Here is a 1,086-nt window from a genome sequence, read left to right on the forward strand (position 1 = left end):
ACAGTTTGCGAAGCCAGCCAAGATGCGGGAGGTGGAGGCTGATCTGACCTTTGAGCTCCGTCGGATCAAGAAGGAACTGGCCCGCGTCACCGAGGAGCGTGACATCTTAAAAAAGGCCGCAACATACTTCGCGCGAGAGTCCCGTTGAAGTATGGTTTTATTCGGGCTCATCGATCGGAGTTTTCAGTTCGGGCGATGTGCCACGTGCTGATGGTCCATGTCAGCGGCTTTTACGCATGGCTCAAGAAACCGTTGAGCCGGCGCGCGCAGGAGGATAAGCGACAGACCGAACTGATCCGTCAGGCCTGGATGGACAGTGGCAAGGTCTATGGCTATCGCAAGCTCCGTGACGATCTGTGCGATCAGGGCGAACACTGCTGCGAAAACCGCGTGGCACGTCTGGCAAGTTTGGCGGGCATCACGGCCCAGATTGGCTATAAGCGCCGCTCTGGACGGTGTGGCGGCAAGCCAGCTGTGGTCGCTGACAATAGTCTGGATCGGCAGTTTAAGGTCGATGCGCCTGACCGGATCTGGGTCACGGATATCACCTACATCAAAACCCATGAGGGCTGGCTTTACCTTTCCGTCGTCATCGATCTGTTCTCAAGGCGTGTTGTCGGCTGGTCGGCTCAGTCGCGGATGACGACCGACTTGGCACTGCAGGCGCTACTGGCCGCTGTCTGGCGTCGCAAACCCCAGCACCGGGTCATGATCCATTCCGATCAAGGTGCGCAGTTCACCAGCCGTGAGTGGCAAATATTTCTCAGCCAGCACAATCTGGATGCCAGCATGAGCCGACGTGGGAACTGCCATGATAATGCGGTCGCCGAGAGCTTCTTTCAACTCCTGAAGCGAGAACGGATCAGGCGCCGCACATATCCCACACGCGATGCCGCAAGGCAGGACCTGTTCGAATATATCGAGATGTTCTACAACCCAAAACGCAAGCATACAAACAACGGCATGTTGTCGCCCGTTGACTTCGAAGCCAGACAGCAGAAACTGAAAGAGGCAGGTGTCTAGGCCGTAGACTCATAAAATCTAAGCCAAATACGGATTGAAGCGAGTTTGATTGCGGCCAGGAAG

At 56.0% G+C, this 1,086-nt stretch carries 1 pseudogene; it reads left to right on the forward strand.

Annotation, left to right across the window (positions count from 1 at the left end):
* Window positions 1-1,023 (forward strand): annotated as a pseudogene (locus tag AQ1_RS12315) (IS3 family transposase); the annotation flags it as partial.
* Window positions 1,024-1,086: the final 63 nt, after the last annotated feature.

The organism is Iodidimonas nitroreducens, from assembly GCA_000710935.1.
Taxonomy (GTDB): Bacteria; Pseudomonadota; Alphaproteobacteria; order Sphingomonadales; family Rhodothalassiaceae; genus Iodidimonas; species Iodidimonas nitroreducens.